13 protein-coding genes are annotated in these 16,792 nt (G+C 40.3%); 12 read left to right on the top strand and 1 reads right to left on the bottom strand.

Features of this window, described 5'->3' with window-relative positions:
* Positions 1-23 precede the first annotated feature (23 nt).
* From treP to map, 7 genes are all read left to right on the top strand, one after another.
* Entirely contained in the window at positions 24-2,021 is a 1,998-nt protein-coding gene (gene treP / locus J2T13_RS23600; protein ID WP_429374879.1) for a PTS system trehalose-specific EIIBC component, read from the top strand.
* 54 nt (positions 2,022-2,075) lie between these two features.
* Positions 2,076-2,804: a trehalose operon repressor gene (gene treR / locus J2T13_RS23595; RefSeq protein ID WP_429374878.1), complete on the top strand. Its 729-nt coding sequence runs from the start codon at positions 2,076-2,078 to the stop codon at positions 2,802-2,804.
* 325 nt (positions 2,805-3,129) lie between these two features.
* Positions 3,130-4,026: a DMT family transporter gene (locus tag J2T13_RS23590; RefSeq protein WP_429374877.1), complete on the top strand. Its 897-nt coding sequence runs from the start codon at positions 3,130-3,132 to the stop codon at positions 4,024-4,026.
* A gap of 94 nt (positions 4,027-4,120) precedes the next feature.
* A complete protein-coding gene (locus tag J2T13_RS23585) occupies positions 4,121-4,201 on the top strand; it encodes a putative holin-like toxin (RefSeq protein ID WP_429374908.1) in 81 nt (26 codons plus the stop codon).
* Positions 4,202-4,861: 660 nt separating this feature from the next.
* Positions 4,862-10,591 (top strand): HAMP domain-containing protein, encoded by a 5,730-nt coding sequence (locus J2T13_RS23580; protein ID WP_429374876.1) that lies wholly within the window; start codon positions 4,862-4,864, stop codon positions 10,589-10,591.
* 122 nt (positions 10,592-10,713) lie between these two features.
* Complete coding sequence (locus J2T13_RS23575) at positions 10,714-11,049, top strand: hypothetical protein (protein WP_429374875.1); 336 nt, start codon at positions 10,714-10,716, stop codon at positions 11,047-11,049.
* Positions 11,050-11,197: 148 nt separating this feature from the next.
* Positions 11,198-11,956, top strand: coding sequence for a type I methionyl aminopeptidase (gene map / locus J2T13_RS23570; protein WP_429374874.1), 759 nt, complete (start codon positions 11,198-11,200; stop codon positions 11,954-11,956).
* Between the two features lie 148 nt (positions 11,957-12,104).
* On the opposite strand, the gene J2T13_RS23565 is transcribed toward map, so the two are convergent.
* The gene (locus J2T13_RS23565; protein WP_429374873.1) at positions 12,105-12,710 is read right to left on the bottom strand and encodes a pentapeptide repeat-containing protein; all 606 of its coding nucleotides are present in this window, start codon (positions 12,708-12,710) and stop codon (positions 12,105-12,107) included.
* Positions 12,711-12,839: 129 nt separating this feature from the next.
* Here J2T13_RS23565 and J2T13_RS23560 point away from each other — a divergent pair, with 129 nt between their 5' ends.
* The 5 genes from J2T13_RS23560 (at position 12,840) to bshB2 (ending at position 16,698) form a co-directional block, all read left to right on the top strand.
* Entirely contained in the window at positions 12,840-13,703 is an 864-nt protein-coding gene (locus J2T13_RS23560; protein WP_429374872.1) for a DegV family protein, read from the top strand.
* 213 nt (positions 13,704-13,916) lie between these two features.
* The gene (locus J2T13_RS23555; RefSeq protein WP_429374871.1) at positions 13,917-14,612 is read left to right on the top strand and encodes a PTS sugar transporter subunit IIA; all 696 of its coding nucleotides are present in this window, start codon (positions 13,917-13,919) and stop codon (positions 14,610-14,612) included.
* 296 nt (positions 14,613-14,908) lie between these two features.
* Entirely contained in the window at positions 14,909-15,508 is a 600-nt protein-coding gene (locus tag J2T13_RS23550; protein ID WP_429374870.1) for a nitroreductase family protein, read from the top strand.
* 168 nt (positions 15,509-15,676) lie between these two features.
* Positions 15,677-16,021: a YojF family protein gene (locus tag J2T13_RS23545; RefSeq protein WP_429374868.1), complete on the top strand. Its 345-nt coding sequence runs from the start codon at positions 15,677-15,679 to the stop codon at positions 16,019-16,021.
* Between the two features lie 26 nt (positions 16,022-16,047).
* Positions 16,048-16,698: a bacillithiol biosynthesis deacetylase BshB2 gene (gene bshB2 / locus J2T13_RS23540; RefSeq protein ID WP_429374866.1), complete on the top strand. Its 651-nt coding sequence runs from the start codon at positions 16,048-16,050 to the stop codon at positions 16,696-16,698.
* Positions 16,699-16,792: the final 94 nt, after the last annotated feature.

Raw genomic sequence — 16,792 nt, 5'->3', positions numbered from 1 at the left:
ATAATATCGTGAGGTGAAAAAATATGGCGACAATCGATAAAAAAAATGTGGAACAGATCGTTAAAGCAGTTGGTGGTAAAGAGAATATAGAGGCGGCAACACACTGTGTTACTAGATTAAGATTTGCCCTTTACGATGAGAGTAAAGTGGATGTAGAGGCACTTGAGAGTAACGATTTAGTTAAAGGACAATTTTCTTCTCAAGGTCAGTTTCAAGTCGTAATCGGACCAGGTCTGGTTGATAGAGTATATGAAGAGATGATTACAATGACAGGTGGAGAGCGCTCTTCTAAAGATGATGTGAAGAAAGCGGCAGGTAAGAAACAGAATCCTTTACAACAGGCTATAAAAGCACTGGCAGATATTTTTATTCCGATTCTTCCAGCGATTGTAACAGCAGGTCTGTTACTGGGGATTAATAATATTCTGACAGGTGTAGGGATCTTCTTTGATGGGAAGTCACTTGTACAGGTCTATCCTCAGTGGCAAGATTTTGCTTCCATTATTAATACGATTGCGAGTACTGCCTTTACCTTCCTACCTGCATTAATTGGTTGGTCGGCAGTCACTAGATTTGGGGGTAGTCCTCTGCTTGGGATTGTATTAGGACTAATTCTTGTTCATCCGGATCTATTGAGTGCTTATGGTTATGCTGATGCGGTAACTGCGGGTAACGTTCCGGTATGGCATCTATTCGGTTTTGATGTTGAAAAGATAGGCTATCAAGGTCAAGTCCTTCCGGTGCTTGTATCTGCTTATATTCTTGCTAAAATAGAGGGATTTCTTAATAAACGAATACCTGACTCCTTTAAGTTGCTGCTTGTGGCTCCGATCACATTACTGATTACGGGATTTCTAGCTTTTACAGTGATTGGTCCAATTACATTTGCTGTGGGTAATGGAATTACCTCAGGCTTGGTTTATGTTTTTGACGGATTTCCAGCTTTAGGTGGACTCATTTATGGTGGTTTTTATTCTATGTTGGTTATTACGGGCATGCACCATACATTCTTAGCCGTCGATGTACAGTTAATTGGTACTGAGGGAGGGACCTTCCTATGGCCTATGCTGGCATTATCTAACATCGCTCAAGGTTCAGCTGCACTAGCTATGATGTTAGTATTTAAGGAACAAAAGAGTAAGGGACTAGCATTTACCTCTTCTGTTTCTGCCTTCCTCGGTGTAACGGAACCTGCCATTTTTGGTGTGAATATTCGTTATAAATATCCATTCTTCTTTGGGATGATAGGTTCAGGGATCGCTGGGGTAGTCCTTACTATGAACCATGTTCTTGCTTACTCCATTGGTGTAGGAGGCATTCCGGGATTTCTATCAATCTTTTCTAATCAATGGGGCATATTCTTTGTAGGTATGGCTATTGTGTTAGTTGTTCCATTTGCAGCTACACTTCTATACGGAAAAGTATTGAACAAGAGAGAACAGAATGTAGTTGTGGACAAAAGTATCAAGGGTTCTTCCAACCCTGAAGTCACTGTTGAGACTGTGGCTATTAAAGAGCAGACAACGATCGGTAGAAATAACAATGAAAGTTCAATAGATGTATTATCCATAGTAGCTCCTATATTGGGAACAACATTATCCCTAGAGCAGGTACCTGATCCTGCATTTTCGGAGCGGCATATGGGTCAAGGGGTGGCTATTGAACCAAGTGAAGGTAAGGTATTTGCTCCGTTCGATGGTAAGATAGCCCTTGTGTTCAAGACAAAGCATGCCATCATGTTAGAACATGATACAGGCGTACAAATTCTGATCCATGTGGGTATTAACACGGTATCACTCAAGGGCAATGGCTTTACAAGTCATGTGGAGACTGGCCAAGAAGTTCAGGCAGGTCAGCTGTTACTTGAATTCGATAGGGAAGCTATTTCTGAAGCAGGATATTCCTTGATTACACCGATCATTATTCCAGATGGCCAAGAGCGAGTGGAACGAGTTGAGGAATTGTTAAACGGTGCTTCTGACCGTCGAGAAGAAGTTCTGAGAGTTAGTGTGAAAGATTAATGTACCCATTATTCTAATGGATACATTCATGATACAATAAGTGTGGTGATCACATTGAAGAAGAATATCTTTCTGTATATCTATAAAGAATTTACAGATAAAATACAAAATAATGAGTTAAGTCCAGGTACGAAGTTACCCTCAGAGAATGAGCTTACGGAAGCGTACAATACATCCCGTGAAACAGTCCGTAAAGCGCTCCAACTCCTATCTGAGAATGGTTATATTCATAAGATTAAGGGTAAAGGCTCGTTTGTGCTTGATATTGGGCGGATGAATTTTCCGATTACCGGATTAGTCAGTTTCAAGGAGATGTCAGAGCGCATTGGAAGACCGTCTCAAACGTTAGTGTATAAGACAGAGTTGATCGATACACCTGCCGAAATTTCAAAGCAGCTCCAACAGATAGAAGAAAACTCCATCTGGGAGGTCATTCGTGTTCGTGAAATTGAAGGAGATCGAGTTATCCTAGATAAGGATTACTTTCTCCCGAGCGTTGTCCCTTTCTTGGATGCAACCATTGCTGCAGGGTCGATTTATGAATATCTAGAACAAGTGTTACATCTAAAAATAAGCTATGCTAAGAAAGTCATTTCGGTGGAAGAATTAACGGAAGAGGATGCTCAGCTCATTGACCTGCATAATTACTCACATGTAGTTGTAGTACGTAATTATGTGTATTTGGAAGATACCACGCTCTTTCAATATACAGAGTCACGACATCGATTGGATAAGTTTCAATTTGTTGATTTTGCGCGGCGTACACAGGGGAAAGAGTACTGAACTCTATATTATCTAAATTAACAAACATGCAGAACAAGGAAGTGACACGTAAACCTTGTTCTGCATGTTTGTTATCTTTTCTTCTGGACTCATCGAATAAGCTAGATTCTAATTTTACTCATAGAAAAGCAATCGTTTGGAGTACGCATTTCTGAACTCAGTGGCAGTTAACCCTACGATTTTCTTGAACGATTTCACCAGATCAAGAAGGGGGTTATGATCGGATCCGTTAAAGGGTAGGGAGGTAATGTAATTCTATATTGCTAAGATGACTGAATATCATACTAACTAGACTGAATTAACATACGAAAGGAAAGAAAATGTTGTGAAAAAGTCAGTAGCACCCGTTCCGATTATGATACCACTTTTCATTGGTATTATAGCGGTCTCCTTTTCTTCTATTTTTGTAAAGTGGTCTTCTGCTCCTGCCTCTATTCAAGGGATGTACCGACTACTATTTGCTGTTATATGTATGCTACCTTTCGGCTTACGGAAATTACATGAATTGCGTAGAATTTCGATGAAAACGTGGTTCTGGTTAATCACTTCCGGTGTCTTCCTTGCCCTACACTTTTTGTTGTGGATGGGCTCACTGAAGTATACAACGGTATCAAGTTCAACCATTATTTTGGCTCTTGAACCGGTTTTTATATGGATTGGAGCATATATTCTGTTTAAGGAAAGATTATCTAGCGTGGCACTAATCGGGATGATGGTGGCGATCATAGGGGCTGTCCTCATAGGATTGGGCGATATTGGGGTATCTAGTACGAATTTATATGGGGATCTGTTATCTGTACTTGGAACGTTAGCCGTTGCAGTACATATGTTATTAGGCCAAAAGTTATTAGGGGATTTATCGTCGTATGTGTACAGCCTTGTTGTATTTTCTTCTGCTGTCATCGTGTTTGCTATTTATAATATAGGGATGGGTGTATCGTTTACAAATTATGCGGATCGTGAATGGGCAATATTCCTTTTGTTAGCAATCATTCCAACGGTACTTGGACATATGTTGTTTAACTGGTTAATGAAATATATATCGGCTACAACCGTGTCTATGAGTATATTGGGAGAGCCTATCGGGGCTAGCTTGCTTGCATACCTTCTGTTAGATGAGACGATGAGCTATATTCAGATTTCGGGTGGATTGTTAGCGATTTGCGGATTGGTCTTGTTTATGAGATTTAATAAGAAACATGCACTTAAACTGAAAGAATAATAAAATTTGAATGAGTAAATATGGCTTGTATGGTATAATATGCAAGTGTGACACGCCTTGAGTGGGGTGGCTCTCTCCGAAAGGAGGTGATGCCATGAACATTTCGTTGGGTGAGGTAATTGCGTTCGGTATTTTTGTACTGTCGCTTCTAACTTACGTCGATAAACGAAAATAACCCACTTATAGGCTAGCACCTGTGGGTTATTTACTGAGTCAAGCATTGTCTTGAAGGGAAATCCCACTCAAGTTGTTACACGGAGGGATCGGTTGCTGCCGATCCCTTATTTATATTGTTATCTTAGCATAGTGGCGACTATACCTCAAGATCATGAAATTGTAAAATATAATTTACACGAATCCCTGACTTTTTCGGCTTATCTGGTTATGTGTAGACTTTGCTTCACCAGAACACGCCTACACCATACTGGGCGGTGGATAGTGCGGGGTATAGTAAGGGGACACAGTTATTGTCCTTGGTTGTGGACCTGTTGTCGTTATTGATTGTGTCGGCATGGACACCGAAGTTCAGTGATCGAAAAGGTGGAAATGGTCCTATAAGGAAGAGGACTAAATCACATTAGTACTGAAGCCATAGTATTTTCATTTGGAATAGATCAAGAAACTAATGTATTATTCGTTAGTTATCTGATCTATTTTTTTATATTTATCTCTCTGTTTCAATTTAATTTGATCGGGGTAATTGAAATAAAAAGTGTTTGTTGTTCAATTTCGACATGCAACGAGAAGGTGGATTGAGACTAAGTCTTTTAATACATAACTAGGTAAAAGAATAAAAACAACCAAGCCAATAAATTGCCCAGAGAGGAAAATAATCATGACAGATCAGAAACGTAAAGAAGATCAATCCAATGATCAAATAGACGTTGGGGAATTGTTAAATGCATTAATGGCGCTGAAGAAGGGTGATTTTTCTTATAGACTACCATACGATGATACTGGTGTTGCAGGCAAAGTGTCTGACACTTTTAATGAAATTATGGATATGCAGGAGAACATGGTTGTTGAAATTCAGACGGTAGCGAAAGTAGTTGGAAAAGAAGGGAACGTCTCTAGAAGATTTACACATAAAAATACAGGTGGCTCATGGGGCATCGCGATTGAGTCTCTAAACGGCATGGTTATAGATCTCATACAACCTACAAGTGAAATGGTTCGGGTCATTAACGCCGTTGCCCAAGGTGATCTTTCTCAAACGATAGATCTTGAATTTGAGGGACGACCATTGACGGGTGAATTTAAGAAATCAGCGAATAATATTAATATGATGGTGAATCAATTGAGCATTTTTGCATCAGAAGTTACACGTGTAGCCCGTGAAGTGGGCACAGAAGGTAATCTGGGTGGTCAAGCCAACGTGAAGGGTGTATCGGGGACATGGAAAGACCTAACAGATAGCGTGAATAATATGGCTACTAATTTAACAGATCAGGTTCGAAATATTGCAGCGGTAACAACGGCTGTGGCTAAAGGGGACTTATCGAAGCAAATTACTGTTAATGCTAGTGGTGAGATACTAGAGTTAAAGAATACCATTAATACCATGGTGGAGCAGCTCTCCACATTTGCTTCTGAAGTTACTCGTATGGCGCGTGAAGTGGGTACAGAAGGTAAACTTGGTGGACAGGCCAACGTTAAGGGTGTATCAGGAACATGGCGTGATTTAACTGAAAGTGTCAATGACATGGCGTCTAATTTGACGAATCAAGTGCGTAATATTGCTGTTGTAACCACAGCAGTAGCGAATGGTGATCTTTCTAAGAAGATTACAGCAGATGTTCAAGGTGAAATACTGGAGTTAAAGAATACGATTAATACGATGGTTGATCAATTATCGATGTTCGCTTCTGAAGTAACTCGGATGGCACGTGATGTAGGTACTGAAGGGATTCTCGGGGGACAAGCCGAGGTAAGTGGTGTGGCGGGAACTTGGCGTGATTTAACTGAAAGTGTTAACTATATGGCTAGTAATTTAACGAATCAAGTACGGAATATAGCCGAGGTAACGACAGCCGTTGCTAAGGGAGATCTATCGAAGACGATTACTGTTGATGCAAAGGGAGAAATCCTCCAGTTAAAGAGTACCATTAATACGATGGTTAATCAGTTAAGTAATTTTGCATCAGAAGTGACAAGAGTAGCAAGGGAAGTTTCTACAGAAGGTAAACTGGGTGGGCAAGCAGATGTGAAAGATGTCTCTGGAACGTGGAAAGACTTAACCGATAAGGTCAACTTTATGGCGGGTACATTGACAGATCAAGTGCGTAATATTGCTGAAGTGACTACAGCCGTAGCAAAGGGAGATCTATCTAAGCATATTACGGTAAATGCCAAAGGTGAAATACTAGAGTTAAAGAATACGATTAATACGATGGTTGATCAACTCTCTACGTTTGCATCAGAGGTTACTCGTGTGGCTCGTGAGGTGGGCACACTTGGAATGCTCGGAGGACAAGCTCAGGTTAAAGGTGTGGCGGGAACGTGGCGTGATCTAACAGAGAGTGTTAACTACATGGCTTTGAATTTAACAGATCAAGTGCGTAATATAGCGGTCGTTACAACGGCTGTTGCTAATGGGGACCTATCTAAGAAAATTACGGCCGATGTTCAAGGTGAAATACTAGAACTGAAGAATACGATTAATACGATGGTGGACCAGCTGTCTACATTTGCTTCTGAAGTGACGAGGGTCTCACAGGAAGTAGGTACGGAGGGTAAACTTGGAGGGCAAGCTCAAGTAAAAGGTGTAGGCGGGACATGGAAAGACTTGACCGAAGGCGTTAATAGTATGGCTCGTAATCTGACGGATCAAGTTCGGAATATAGCGGCAGTAACGACATCTGTTGCCAAAGGAGATTTAACAAAGAAAATTACTGTTGATGTTAAAGGTGAAATGCTAGAGCTGAAGAACACGATGAACACGATGTTAGATCAACTAAGCAACTTCGCTTCCGAAGTGACGAGGGTAGCCCGTGAAGTGGGAACAGAAGGTAAACTGGGAGCACAAGCGGATGTGAAGGATGTGTCGGGTACATGGAAGGACTTAACCGATACAGTTAACTTCATGGCGAGTAATCTAACGGTGCAGATGCGTAATATTGCAGGCGTGACGACAGCTGTTGCGAACGGCGACTTATCGAAGAAGATTACAGTCGATGTGAAGGGCGAATTGCTAGAGTTGAAGAATACCATTAATACGATGGTAGATCAGTTGAATTCTTTTGCTTCAGAAGTAACAAGGGTAGCCCGTGAAGTGGGGACGGATGGGAAACTTGGCGGTCAATCCCAAGTGCGTGGGGTTGGAGGTATTTGGAAGGATCTTACGGATAATGTGAATATCATGGCGAATAATCTGACCGATCAGGTGCGTGGCATTGCTAAGGTTGTAACTGCCGTGGCTAATGGTAACTTGAAACAGAAGTTGAACGTAGATGCGAAGGGTGAAATTGCTGAGTTGACAGATACGATTAACAATATGATCGATACGTTAGCTACGTTTGCAGATCAAGTCACGACAGTTGCACGTGAAGTAGGAGCTGAAGGTAAACTAGGTGGACAAGCGAATGTACCGGGTGCAGCAGGAACATGGCGAGATCTTACGTACAACGTCAACTATATGGCGAGTACATTAACTACACAAGTTCGAGCCATAACGAATGTAGCGACCGCGGTTACAAATGGTGATTTATCCCGTACGATCGATGTCGCTGCAGCAGGTGAAGTAGCAGCCCTGAAAGATAACGTAAATGAAATGATTCGGAATTTAAAGGAAACGACGCGAATTAATACGAATCAGGATTGGCTGAAGACTAATCTGGCCAAGTTCTCACGATTACTACAAGGCCAAAGAGATTTGTATGCGGTTTGTCGGATGATTCTGTCTGAATTAGCACCCTTAGTGTCTATGCAGCATGGTGTAATTTATATTAATGAAGCGGTGAATGGCGAGCCTGTATTGTCTCTTTTCGCAAGCTATGCTTATCAACAACGTAAACAACTCTCGAATGAATTCCGTGCTGGAGAAGGTTTAGTAGGTCAATGTTTAATTGAGAAGCAACGCATACTCCTGACGAATGTCCCTAGTGATTATGTTGTTATTTCCTCGGGACTAGGAGAGGCGAAGCCGCTGAATATTATTATGCTGCCGATTCTATTTGAGGATCAGGTCCTTGCAGTATTGGAACTGGCTTCGTTCCGAGCGTTCGGTGACATTGATATTGCCTTCTTAGACCAATTAATGGAATCTATCGGAGTTGTTCTAAACACTATGCAGGCGAACCAGAGAACGGAAGAATTATTGATGCAATCACAATCGCTGACTGAGAAGCTTCAGAAGCAACAATTAGAACTACAAAATACGAATGAAGAATTAGAAGATAAAGCTAAGCTATTGGTTGTGCAAAAGGCAGAAGTTGAAAGCAAAAATAATGAGGTTGAAATCGCTAAACGTTTTTTAGAAGAAAAAGCAGAGCAACTAGTTCTAACATCCAGGTATAAATCCGAGTTTTTAGCAAATATGTCGCATGAACTTCGTACACCGTTGAATTCCTTACTGTTGCTTGCAGAACAACTCGCGGAGAATCCGGATGAGAATCTGTCATCTCACCAAGTGAAATTTGCCAAGACGATTCAGGATTCTGGATTTGATCTATTAAACCTAATTAACGATATTCTCGATCTATCTAAGATTGAATCTGGGACAATTACTCCTGATTACAACGAGATATTGATATCGGAATTGGTAGACAATATCGATCGAACATTTAGACACATGGTGGATGGTAGTAAATTAGAATTTAACATTAAGGTAGATATGAATGTTCCTAAGACCATTGTGACTGACTCCAAGAGATTGCAGCAGGTTCTGAAGAATTTGTTGTCTAATGCGTTCAAGTTCACGGAGAAAGGACAAGTAATGCTCGATATTCATAAATCTCTTGAAGGCTGGGGGAATGGGAATACAACGTTAGATAATGCGAAGATGGTCCTATGCTTCTCCGTAAGTGATACGGGAATCGGTATCCCAGAGGATAAACAACGTATTATATTTGAAGCCTTCCAGCAGGCAGATGGTAGTACAAATCGAGTATACGGGGGTACGGGTCTGGGTCTAGCTATTTCTCGTGAAATTGCTTCAATGCTTGGTGGAGAGATCACTTTGTATAGTGTTGCGAACAAAGGAAGTTTCTTTAAATTATTCTTACCTATTGATGCGGATTATCAAGAAATTGAAGTTGAGCATAAATACATTCCTGAAGTTATTGATGTTACGCCTCCTGAGCGGCGATATATGAATAAGCAGAACTCAGAGCATGACATTGTGGATGACCGAGACCATATTGAACCAGGAGATCGTGTGTTTCTCATCATTGAAGATGATCTTAAGTTCAATGAAATTCTATTGAACTTACTGCATAAGAGAAATATCAAAGCCGTAATTACAGCTAAGGGCTCGAATGCACTTGAACTAGCAAGCAAGTACAAACCGGCAGCTATTACATTAGATCTCAGATTAAAAGATACAGATGGTTGGCTAGTGATTGAGCATTTGAAGAACGATATGAATGTTCGCCATATTCCTGTTTGTGTCATTAGTGTAGAGGAAGATGAGATTCAATTAATGCAAAAGGGTGTATACGACTACATCTGTAAACCCGTATCTAACGAAGAATTAGAGAATTCGCTTGATAAGATGAATACTTACGCTGATAAAAAGGTTCATAATCTGCTCATGTTAATTAGTGACGATGAGCGACGTCAACAATGCCTAGAGTGGATTGCAAATAAAGATGTAAAAATCACAGCAGTAGATACGGCGCGTAAAGCTTTGAATCATTTGAAAACCAAAGATGTAGATTGTCTACTTCTAGATAATGAACTGAAGGACATGGACGTCCTCCAATTTGTTCGCGAGGTTCAAAAGAATGCGGAGAATAAATACATCCGCATCGTAATGAATCGAACGAAGAAGTGGACACAGGATGAAGAAGTAGAGTTGGAAGAACTAATGAAATCTGCTGTCATCAAAATTGTGAAATCGCCTATTCAGATGATGGATGAAACCAGTATTTTCTTACATCGTAAATCGGAGAATCTCCCTGAGGGACCACGTGAGACCATTCTGAAGTTGCACCAATCCGACGAAATGATCAAATTTAAAAAAGTCCTTGTCGTTGATGATGATATTCGTAATATATTTGCCTTAACGACCATTCTAGAACGACATAATATGATGGTTATAGCTGCCGAAAATGGGCATGAAGCCATAACACTTCTGGAGAAGAATCCGGATACAGATATCATACTCATGGATATCATGATGCCTGTTATGGATGGATATGAGACCACACGAGCCATTCGGGAGCGGCCTGAATTCCAATCCTTACCAATCATTGCGTTGACGGCTAAGGCGATGAAAGGAGATCGTGAAGAATGTATAGAAGCGGGAGCTTCTGATTATATTACGAAGCCAGTCAATAGTGCTCATCTGTTATCTATGATGCGTACATGGTTGGATGTGGAGCAGACTGTGGAGTCTTCGGACTGAACAGAAAAGGCAGATCAGGGATAATCCTTGGTCTGCCTTTTGACCTTATTGGTTAGACTCTTAATAAGTGTTATTTCTGTTAAAGAAGCAGACTATCAGACGATATAAGGAGAAGGATCAACATGCATAAGCAATTACTAGAAGTCTCAGATTGGTTAAATTCACATATCAATGAATCCATCTGGATCGATAAGCGGGAGGAAAAAGATTTAGATCAAGTGAGAGTGCAATTAGATGAGATTGGATTTAGAGAAGCTACAGAATCTCTGGATGGATATACAAATGGCAGCGCAATCCTTTTGCATGGATCAGGTCATGTCATTAAAGAGGAGCAGGAGGTCCCTCTGCCTCAGAATATTTTTGAAATTCAATTATCTGGACTTGTGCAAGCCTATGTAAAGAACGACAGGGTTTATTTGGAAACAGACCGAGCGAACTATTCGCTGAGAGTTGAATAAAGTGGTATTATAGAGTTCTATTGTTTTTTTGGTAGGTCTTAACCTGAGAGGGTTGGGACTTTTTGTACTGCTTTGTGTTAAATTTATTTCACGAGTAGCGGAACTTTGAGTATAATATATAGACCATGAAAAAATGAGGGATAAAAGTATGATAACAATTAAAACCAAGGAACAGATTCAAAAGATGAAAGCAGCAGGTGAAATATTAGCAGCATGTCATCGTGAGATTAGTAAGATGATCGCTCCTGGTATCACTACACTAGAGATTGATCGATTTGCTGAGAACTTTATCATTAAAAACGGTGCTACACCGGAACAAAAAGGCTACAATGGTTACCCATTTGCAACTTGTGCATCGGTAAACGACGTGATATGCCACGGTTTTCCGAGCCATACGAAGCTAAAAGATGGCGACATTATAACCGTGGATATGGTTGTTAATTTGAATGGTTGGTTGGCTGACTCTGCCTGGTCGTATCCTGTAGGAAATGTCTCTGAGCAACATCTGAAGTTATTGGATGTTACGGAAAAATCTCTTTACCTAGGCATCGAAAAGGCTGTTATTGGAAATCGAATTGGTGATATCTCTAATGCTATTCAGATCTATGCTGAAGCTGAAGGATTCTCAGTAGTTCGTGAGTTCATTGGTCATGGAATCGGGAAAGACATGCATGAAGCACCACAAGTGCCTCACTATGGTCCCCCTAATGTAGGTACCCGGTTGAAAGAGGGTATGGTGCTTACGATTGAACCGATGATTAATACAGGGACTTACCGCAGTAAGATTGATCAAGACGGTTGGACAGCAAGAACGATCGACGGTGGATGGTCTGCTCAGTATGAACATACGTTAGCAATTACCGCAGATGGTCCTCTTGTTTTAACTAGTCAACAACTGGATCGTTAAGTTAACGGATATATTCTAAGCGATGTTCCTTTTTCTAATACCCATACAAATAATTTAAAATGGCAGGCCAAGGGCACATTTATCCTTGGACTGTCATTTATTATTGTTTACTTAGGAAAATTTGTACCTATCCTTTTTTAAATCTGAATTAGTCAATTTTAGCGCCATAAGAACGCGCTACAGCTGCAGCCTGGTTAATATCCATGCGTACACCTTTGATATCTAGTGATTTAAAGTCAATTCCATCAAGGATTGCCCCTCTCAGATCAGCTCCCTGAATATTAGCTTTAGCAAATTGAACTTGAGTTAAATCTGCGTCTCTCAGATCCGCTTTTTCTAAGTTAATCTGATACATGTCAGCTTCGTTAAAACGAACTTTACGTAAGTCTTGTTTACTTAAATTGACATGTCGAAGACACGTATACGACCAATCCCCTGCTTCAATTGTGATTCCATCCATTCTAGCCTCGGAGAAGTCAGATCCGATCATCTTGCAATTTACGAATTTAGACACAAATAAGTTGCTTCCGTAAAATCGACAATTGGTAAATGCTGAACCCGTATGTTGAGAGGAATTAAGATTGGCATTTGCAAAGTCACAGTTAATGAATAAGCAGTTGTATGTAAATACTTCTTCAAGCGGTGTGCCGCGGAATATACACTCATTGAAGGTACAGTTTCGAAGTTCACCATAGCGCAAATCAGCATCGCTGAAATCATAGTTGGAATAATTCTTATCTACATGCTGAAACATTATAATCATCTCCTATACGCCATATTATACTATATACATCTTCATTATTAGAAGATAGGGTTGTTAGAATGGTTACATAAAGTTGAATATCTATAACTTGTTTGTTATCTTTATTACATAATATCAACTATGAAAGCGAGAAGTGATCCAATGAAATCAATTGCTTGGGTAACTGATAGTACCTGCACCATTGACCCTGAGTTCGCAAGAGATCATCATATTTATATTGTTCCATTACGCTTAGTTTTCGGAGATGAATGCTATAAGGAAACTATAGATATAACGAATGATGAAGTATACCAGAAACTTGCCTTACACGCGAAGGCAGGTAGCTCCCAACCTCCTATTGGAGAATTTGTAGAGTTATATGAGTCATTAAAAGACAAATATGATGAAATTATTGCAATTCATTGTTCATCTAAGCTAAGCGGTACTTATGAGAACTCTATGCAAGCCGCTGAAATGGCTGAAGCAACCGTTGTCGGCATTGATTCTAACGTAGGGGCATTTCCGCTTAGAGAAATGATTCTAAAGGGTGTGGAATTGCAACAGCAGGGGCATTCCGCGCTTGAAATTAAAGAAGAAATTCAAAACATGATTGATCATATGGAATTCTTCCTCATTCCGGCAAATCTGCAACAGTTACATCGGAGTGGCCGAGTATCAGGAACGCAGTTAGTGATTAGCAATTTGTTGAAAATTCATTTGATTATTCGATTTGATAAAGGTAAAATTATCGTTCAAGATAAAATACGTACCTTCAAAAAGGCAAAACAGAAGCTCATGGACTACATGAAAGTTGATGTAGAAAAAATGAAGGGTATCTGTATCATGCATGCTAATAATATCGTTGAAGCGAAAGAAATCGAGAAAGAAATTGCTGTGACTAGCCCTCATTTAAAAATAGAAATCATGACATTTATTCCTGTAGTGGGAATTCTTGCAGGCGAAGGTACGATCGGACTGTCATGGATAAATAAATATACGAAATAAATAAGTATGCATCGTAATGATGTTGAGAAGCTAAATAAGGTCGTGATGCGTAGAGAATATAGCATCGCGGCTTTTTGATCTGAATTGTGAGTCAAATTGCTGCGTTACGAGATTTATGATATGATAAATCTCTGGATTCAACGACGTCGATGGTTTACTAATGGACGTTATTAACGTGATCTCCCAAAGAGAATCCCTTGCCGATAAGGCGAAATGCTACTGGTCATTAACAGTTTTTACGAACAAGGTGTAATCTTCAACTGTCTTGATAACATCGGCCGATGTCGTGCTGATGTTATTATCAGCACGATTCGCAGGATGGAATTTCCGATGTGTCACGGCTGGAGCTTAGACCTTTCGAGTCAATCGTCATTCGAGATGAAGCTATATGAAAGGTGGAAATATTATATGTTTGGATGGAGTAAAAAGAAAACAACCACAGCAATCGATGCGCTAGACATCGTAGCACCGATTAAAGGTGAAGTCGTATCACTTGAGAATGTTCCCGATCCCGCCTTCTCTACTAAGGCGATGGGAGAAGGTGTTGCTATTATTCCTTCAGAAGGTAAAGTAACGGCACCGTTTGCGGGTAAGATCGTACTTGTAATGGAGAAGAGTAAACATGCCCTCATGTTGGAGCATGAATCCGGTGTACAGGCGCTAATTCATATCGGTATCAACACCGTCTCGCTCAAGGGTAATGGGTTTACTCTACGTGTCAGCACGGGTGATGAAGTGAAGGCTGGTCAGCTGCTGCTTGAATTTGATATTGCGGTCATTGAGCAGGCAGGACTACCGATTATTACTCCGATTATTATCCCAGATGGACAGGAGATCATCACACGAGTTGAAATTCTGGATGGGGCATCCGCTTCGGAAGCAACTCCTATTATGAGGATTCATCTATAAGGATAACAATTCAATTGAATATTCAGTATATAAGAAAGAGTCACTTCGGAAATTGACGCGTCTAGCGTCTCGAAGGGCTCTTTCTTTCGTATTTAAATACGACGGATTGTCCAAGGTTTTTGTCGGATGATACCAACTCCAGTTCGAACCATAGCCCAAAATCTATACCAAGGTCTGTAATCCGGGTCCCTTTATTGTTATTTATAGTTTAGTGCGAGTAGCGATGTTGTAATTTGGAATAAAATAATGTATACTTATAAAAGTAAGTAGATTACATATTGGAGGTTACTTAATTTATGTCTAAAGAATTTTTTGCCGCACTTCAAGATAGACGTTCGATCTATCCAATTGGTAAAGATGTCAATGTATCCGATGAAAAAATTCAAGAAATTGTTAATGAAGCTGTAAAACATACGCCATCTTCTTTTAATTCACAAAGCGCAAGAGTGGTCGTTCTTCTTGGAGAACAGCATGATAAACTGTGGAATATCACGGAAAAGACACTTAAAGCGATCGTAGCAGAAGATCAATTCGCGCCTACAGCTGAGAAAATGGCTATGTTCCGCAATGGATATGGTACTGTATTGTTTTTCGAGGATCAGGCTGTAATTGAAGGTCTGCAAACAGCATTTGCAGGTTACGCTGATAACTTCCCACTATGGTCGCTTCAGTCTGCAGGTATGCTACAATTGGTTATTTGGACTGGACTTGAAGTTGAGGGTTTAGGTGCAACTCTGCAACATTATAATCCACTCATTGATGATGAAGTGAAGAAAGAATGGAACATTCCAGCTTCATGGAAGCTTCTTGCTGAATTGCCTTTTGGCGCTCCGCTTGCTCCTGCTGGTGAGAAAGAATTCTCACCATTGGAAGATCGCGTTAAAGTATATAAATAATATTGCCTATGTATAGATCGACTTGGAATTGAATAGAACCAGCATCTTATTTCTGATAAAGAATTAAGGTGTTGGTTTTTTATTATTTTGAGAATGTAACCAATGTAGATTATAATGAACTATACAATATTATCGTTAAAGACTGAAGCGTGAGGAGTAGAAGAGAAAATGCAGCTTATAGATCAGACTAGGGTTCAGCTTGTCATTGATAAACTTAAGGAACAAGAGTTATATATTCATCTCGAGATGACTACGGGCGCTTATGCCTCGCATAATGATACAACTAAATTCACAGCTTCTACATTTATTAGTAATGGTCATGTGAACTATTCACATGGCTCCATTGAGGGAAATGGGCCTTATCGTGTTGGCCTTAAGATAGATCAGGGTTGGGTATATTCTCAAGGATTAACGCATTGGGAAGAGACTGAAACGGAGAGACTCATTCTAGCAGGTCATGATAATGAAGGTAAATTGGTAGTAGCTTTACAATTAAGCAGAGAACCATTCTGATCTAGGGAGAGAAGGAAATAACATATATGGAACGACAAATTCTTGTAATCTTACCACATCCAGATGATGAGTCATTTGGTATTTCAGGAACGTTAGCTAAGTCTATTAGCGAAGGTGTACCTGTAACTTATGCCTGCTTAACCTTGGGAGAAATGGCTCGAAGTATGGGTAATCCACTTTTTGCAAATCGAGTAAGTCTGCCTGCCATTCGAAAGAAGGAGTTGGAGGAATCTTGCCGGCATATTGGTATTCAAGATATACGCTTCATGGGTTTCCACGACAAAACCATTGAATTCGAACGACATGAGGACATTGATGCCGTCATAGGGTCTCTTATTGAGGATGTTAATCCCTCATTAGTAATCACCTTTCATCCTTTGTATAGTGTCCATCCAGACCATGATGCAACAGGAGCGGCTGTTATCCGTACGATTGCTAAGTTGCCTAAGGAACAGAGACCTGTTGTCCATGTTATTGCATTTTCACAAGGACACGAGGATATACTCGGGACACCTGATATTATTCATGATGTCAGCAAATTCCTTCCGAATAAGATTGGCTCGATTCAATCACATCGTTCGCAGTGGCAACTACCTGTGGATCCAACAATGGTGGAGAGTGAAGCTATGAAGAAAAGATTCGGTACTGAACGGTTCTGGACCTATCGCTTTGAATAAATAACTCAACTTTCGCAGCTCAAATCTTTAAACAAACCCTTGATATAGCTGGGTAAACTAGCGATCCAATCCTGTAGTTGACAAAAAACAGACG

Origin of the sequence: Paenibacillus sp. DS2015, from assembly GCF_050433705.1 — a bacterium.
Lineage (GTDB): Bacteria > Bacillota > Bacilli > Paenibacillales > Paenibacillaceae > Paenibacillus_AQ.
This window is presented reverse-complemented; position numbering and strand designations above follow the sequence as displayed.

What these genes read in the sequence shown, in the direction of transcription:
- treP (WP_429374879.1), top strand. Translation starts at nt 24, where the DNA reads ATGGCGACAATCGATAAAAAAAATGTGGAACAGATCGTTAAAGCAGTT.
- J2T13_RS23585 (WP_429374908.1), top strand. Translation starts at nt 4,121, where the DNA reads ATGAACATTTCGTTGGGTGAGGTAATTGCGTTCGGTATTTTTGTACTG.
- J2T13_RS23580 (WP_429374876.1), top strand. Translation starts at nt 4,862, where the DNA reads ATGACAGATCAGAAACGTAAAGAAGATCAATCCAATGATCAAATAGAC.
- J2T13_RS23575 (WP_429374875.1), top strand. Translation starts at nt 10,714, where the DNA reads ATGCATAAGCAATTACTAGAAGTCTCAGATTGGTTAAATTCACATATC.
- map (WP_429374874.1), top strand. Translation starts at nt 11,198, where the DNA reads ATGATAACAATTAAAACCAAGGAACAGATTCAAAAGATGAAAGCAGCA.
- J2T13_RS23565 (WP_429374873.1), bottom strand. Translation starts at nt 12,710, where the DNA reads ATGTTTCAGCATGTAGATAAGAATTATTCCAACTATGATTTCAGCGAT.
- J2T13_RS23560 (WP_429374872.1), top strand. Translation starts at nt 12,840, where the DNA reads ATGAAAGCGAGAAGTGATCCAATGAAATCAATTGCTTGGGTAACTGAT.
- J2T13_RS23555 (WP_429374871.1), top strand. Translation starts at nt 13,917, where the DNA reads ATGCTACTGGTCATTAACAGTTTTTACGAACAAGGTGTAATCTTCAAC.
- J2T13_RS23550 (WP_429374870.1), top strand. Translation starts at nt 14,909, where the DNA reads ATGTCTAAAGAATTTTTTGCCGCACTTCAAGATAGACGTTCGATCTAT.
- J2T13_RS23545 (WP_429374868.1), top strand. Translation starts at nt 15,677, where the DNA reads ATGCAGCTTATAGATCAGACTAGGGTTCAGCTTGTCATTGATAAACTT.
- bshB2 (WP_429374866.1), top strand. Translation starts at nt 16,048, where the DNA reads ATGGAACGACAAATTCTTGTAATCTTACCACATCCAGATGATGAGTCA.